At 70.6% G+C, this 4,192-nt stretch carries 2 protein-coding genes; both read left to right on the top strand.

Annotation, left to right across the window (positions count from 1 at the left end):
* Positions 1-257: 257 nt before the first annotated feature.
* A complete protein-coding gene (locus NON22_RS20975) occupies positions 258-2,099 on the top strand; it encodes a hypothetical protein (protein ID WP_257388931.1) in 1,842 nt (613 codons plus the stop codon).
* Between the two features lie 101 nt (positions 2,100-2,200).
* Positions 2,201-4,072: a hypothetical protein gene (locus tag NON22_RS20970; protein WP_257388930.1), complete on the top strand. Its 1,872-nt coding sequence runs from the start codon at positions 2,201-2,203 to the stop codon at positions 4,070-4,072.
* The last annotated feature ends 120 nt before the right edge of the window (positions 4,073-4,192 follow it).

Below are 4,192 nucleotides of genomic sequence, written 5' to 3'. Positions count from 1 at the left end.
GCGCCGGACTGTGGACTGCGGCGACCCTGGCGCCGCGGCGCGACTGGGAACCGGCGCCCCGGCCGCGCCCGGCGGACGAGACCGCCGGGCCACCACGATGACTTTCGTCGGGCTTACGCCGTTACGGCATAAGCTGTGCTACTTTCCGGGGCTGGATGCGTGGGGTCAGGGAGCATTCAGTATTTGCCGGGGGTGTACGGATGGGGTGGTTGTGTGACGTCGCAGGGGCTTTGCGGGCCGTCGTCCCGGCGCTGGCAGTGGCAGTCGCCCTCGTGGCCGCTCCGGCGCAGGCGCTGGACCTGACGCCGCACGGCACCCAGCCGCTGCTGCAGACGCCGCTGGAATCCACGAACAACTGCGTCGGCTGCCATCGCGGCTACAACGCGACGCAGAGCCAGTTCCTGCCGCACAGCACCTGGGGCGGCTCGATGATGGCCAACGCGACGCGCGACCCGCTGTTCTGGGCCGCGCTCGACGTCGCCAACAAGGACTATCCCGGCGCCGGCGACTTCTGCCTGCGCTGTCACACGCCGATGGGCTGGCTCGGCGGCCGCGTGCTCAAGAAGGGCGACGGCACGAACCAGCCGGCCAACGGCGCCTCGGGCTGCCAGCTGACCGGCGACTACGACGACGACGACGGCTACGACAACGACTACGGCGGCGTCACTTGCCACTACTGCCACCGCATGATGCCGAGCGGTCCGCAGAACCAGCCGTTCGCGATCGGAAACGCGAATGCGTGGATCGACGACGCGGCCACCTGCGTCACCTCGACCGGCTACGAATACGGCGGCGCCTGCCGCCGCGGTCCGTATCACTATGCCAACGACGGCCGCGAGCCGCCGCACGGCTGGGTGGCCTCGCCGCTGCATTCGAGCTCGGCGCTCTGCGGCAGCTGCCACGACGTATCGACGCCGGACACCGACCAGGGTCCGCTCAAGACGCTCGTGCTCGAGAACGGCACCGCCACGACGCGGCCGTTCCCGATCGAGCGCACCTACAGCGAATGGCAGCGCAGCCTCCACGCCGACCTGATCTTCCGCGACGGCCTGCAGGCGGCACCGTCGGGACAGCCGGCGCTGGCCAAGGCGCAGCAGTGCCAGAACTGTCACATGCCGAACTCGACCGATCCGCTGGCCCAGGCCTGCACCCTGAACGAGGAAGGCTCGCGCACGGGCGACCTGCGCACGCATACCTTCGTCGGCGCGAACACCTGGATTCCGGCCGTCATCAAGACGCTCTACGGCAGCGAAGGCGGCTTCAACCGGCCGGCCGACTACGACCGCGCCGTGGCCTGGGCGCGCGCCATGCTGCAGACCAGCGCGAGCCTGTCGACGACGGTCACGGCGTTCACGGCGCCGACCGCGGGCAGCGCCGGCAACGTCACGTTCCGCGTGCGCGCGACCAACCTCAGCGGCCACAAGCTGCCGACCGGCTACGGCGAAGGCCGCCGCATGTGGCTCAACGTCAAACTGTTCAACGCGGGCAACGCGCTGGTCGCCGAGAGCGGCGCCTACGACCCGGCGACCGGCGTGCTGACCGAGGACGGCCAGATCAAGATCTACGAAGTGCTGCAGGGCATCTGGGACCCGACGCCGCCGGGCGCCTGCCGCACCGAGTCGGGCGGCCAGAAGCATTTCCACTTCGTGCTCAACAACTGCGTGGCCAAGGACAACCGCATTCCGCCGCTGGGCTTTCATCCGCGTACCGCGGAGGATCCGAACGGCGACGAGGTGCGTCCGGTCGGCTACGCCTATCCGGAAACCGCGCCGGGCTCGGGCACGCTGGTCAACTACGACGACACGGTGTACAGCTTCGTGCTGCCGGCCGGCATGCCGCTGCCGCTGCGCATCGAGGCCAACCTGCGCCACCAGATCGCGAGCAAGGAGTACGTCGAGTTCCTGCGCGACCAGGCGGTCGGCGCGCCGGCGATTCCGGCCGAGAACACGCTCTGCGCCGGCGGTCCGGGACGGCCGTTCACGGTCGGTCCGCAGTCGCAGTCGCGCGGCGAGTTCCTGTATGGCTTGTGGAACGATCCTGCCCACGGCAAGTCGCCGCCCGAAACGGCCGCGACCTCGACGGTGCTGGCAGGCAACTGAACTGGCGGCGGCCCGGGGGCGGGCCGCCGTTTCGACTCGGACAAAAGTGCAGGACGCGCTTTTCATGACCCGGCGACGGAACGCCGACCGGCGGGGGAAGCGTGACGGCACGATTCATCGAGCGCATACGTGAAGCAGCGGCGGGCGGCCTGCTCATGCTGGGGCTGCTGTGCGCCGGCGGCGCAGCGGCCGTCGACTACACGCCGCACGGCACCCAGCCCGGTCTGGCCTGGGGCATCCAGCCGGCCGACGCCTGCGAGGGCTGCCATCGCGGCTTCGCGCCGGCCGACGGCCCGCTGCTGCCATACAACACCTGGTCCGGCTCGATGAAGGCCAACGCCGCGCGCGACCCGCTGTTCTGGGCCGCGCTGGACGTGGCCAACCGCGATCTGCCCGGCGCCGGCGACTACTGCCTGCGCTGCCACGCGCCGATGGCCTGGTTCGAAGGCCGCGTCAGCAAGACCGCGACGCCGGGCCAGACCGTCAACGGCGAGAACGGCTGCCTGCTGCAGGGCAACTACGCGTTGCCCGACACCAAGGGCAACGACTACGGCGGCATCAACTGCCAGTACTGCCATCGCATGATGCCGAGCGGCCCGGCCGGGCAGACCACGGCGATCGGCAGTGCGCGGATCTGGCTCGACGACGCGACGCAGTGCACGAATCCCGACGGCAGCATCTACGGCGGTCCGTGCCGGCGCGGTCCCTACCGCTACGACGCGGGCAGTCCGCTGGAGCCGCCGCACGGCTGGGTGGCCTCGCCGTTCCATGCGGCCGGCGAGATCTGCGGCAGCTGTCACAACGTCGACGCGGCCGAGACGCCGGCCGGTCCGGTCAAGACCCTGATCCTCAACGACGGCACCGACACGGGCCAGACCTTCCCGGTCGAGCGCACCTATTCGGAATGGCTGCGCAGCGACTTCGCCGACGTGATCTTCCGCGACCGGCTCGGCGACGCGCCGGCGCAGCAGCCGGCGCTCGCGCGCGGCCAGACCTGCCAGGACTGCCACATGCGCACGTCGTCCTCGCCGGACGCGCGCGCCTGCGTCAACAACCCGGCCGGCTCGCGCCAGGGCAATCTGCCGGTGCACGAGTTCGTCGGCGCGAACAGCTGGGTGCCCAGGCTGCTGAAGGCCCAGTACGGCGCGCCCGACCAGCTCGACCGCGAGGACGCGTTCGACCGCACGATCCTCTGGGCCAAGGAAATGCTCATGGACCGCAGCGCGCTCGTGGCGGTCACACTCGATCCGTACGTCGCCGGCCAGGCCAGTCTCGTCGCGAAGGTCAAGGTGACCAACCTCAGCGGCCACAAGCTGCCGACCGGCTACGGCGAGGGCCGTCGCATGTGGCTCAACGTCGTCGCGCGCGACGCGGCGAACCAGATCGTGTTCGTCAGCGGCGCCTACGACGCGGCGACCGCGCAGCTGACCGAGGACGCGCAGGCGCGCGTCTACGAAGTGCTGCAGGGCATCTGGGACGGCGCGAGCGCGAGCTGCAAGGTGACCGACGCGCTCGGCCGCAAGCAGTTCCATTTCGTGCTCAACAACTGCATCGCGAAGGACAACCGCATTCCGCCGCTGGGCTTCCGCGGCGGCAGCGACCCGGCGCTGCGTCCGGTCGGCACGACCTATCCGCCGCAGGCGCCCGGCGCCGACCGGCTCGTCAACTACGACGTCGCGAGCTACACGATTCCGGTGCCCGCCGGCACGCCGCTGCCGATCACGGTCACGGCGACCCTGAAGTACCAGGTCGCGAGCCGCGACTACATCGAATTCCTGCAGCGCGAGTCCGCGGCCGGCAGCATCCCGGCCGAGAACACGCTGTGCTCGGCCAATCCGGAGCGACCGTTCGACGTCGGCCCGCAGAACCTGAGCCGCGGCGAATTCCTCTACCAGCTCTGGAACGATCCTGCCCTCGGCAAATCGCCGCCCGAGGACATGCGCAGCGCGGCGGCGAGCACGGGAACCCGTTGATGTCCGATCCGAACTTCCATCTTTGCCGCGCCGCGGCACTTTCGCTGTTCGCCGCACTGCTGGCCGCCTGCGGCAGCGCGCCGCCGCGCGCCGCCGCGCCGGTCGCCGGGGCGCCGGCCA

Source organism: Tahibacter caeni, assembly GCF_024609805.1.
GTDB classification, from domain to species: Bacteria; Pseudomonadota; Gammaproteobacteria; order Xanthomonadales; family Rhodanobacteraceae; genus Tahibacter; species Tahibacter caeni.
This window is presented reverse-complemented; position numbering and strand designations above follow the sequence as displayed.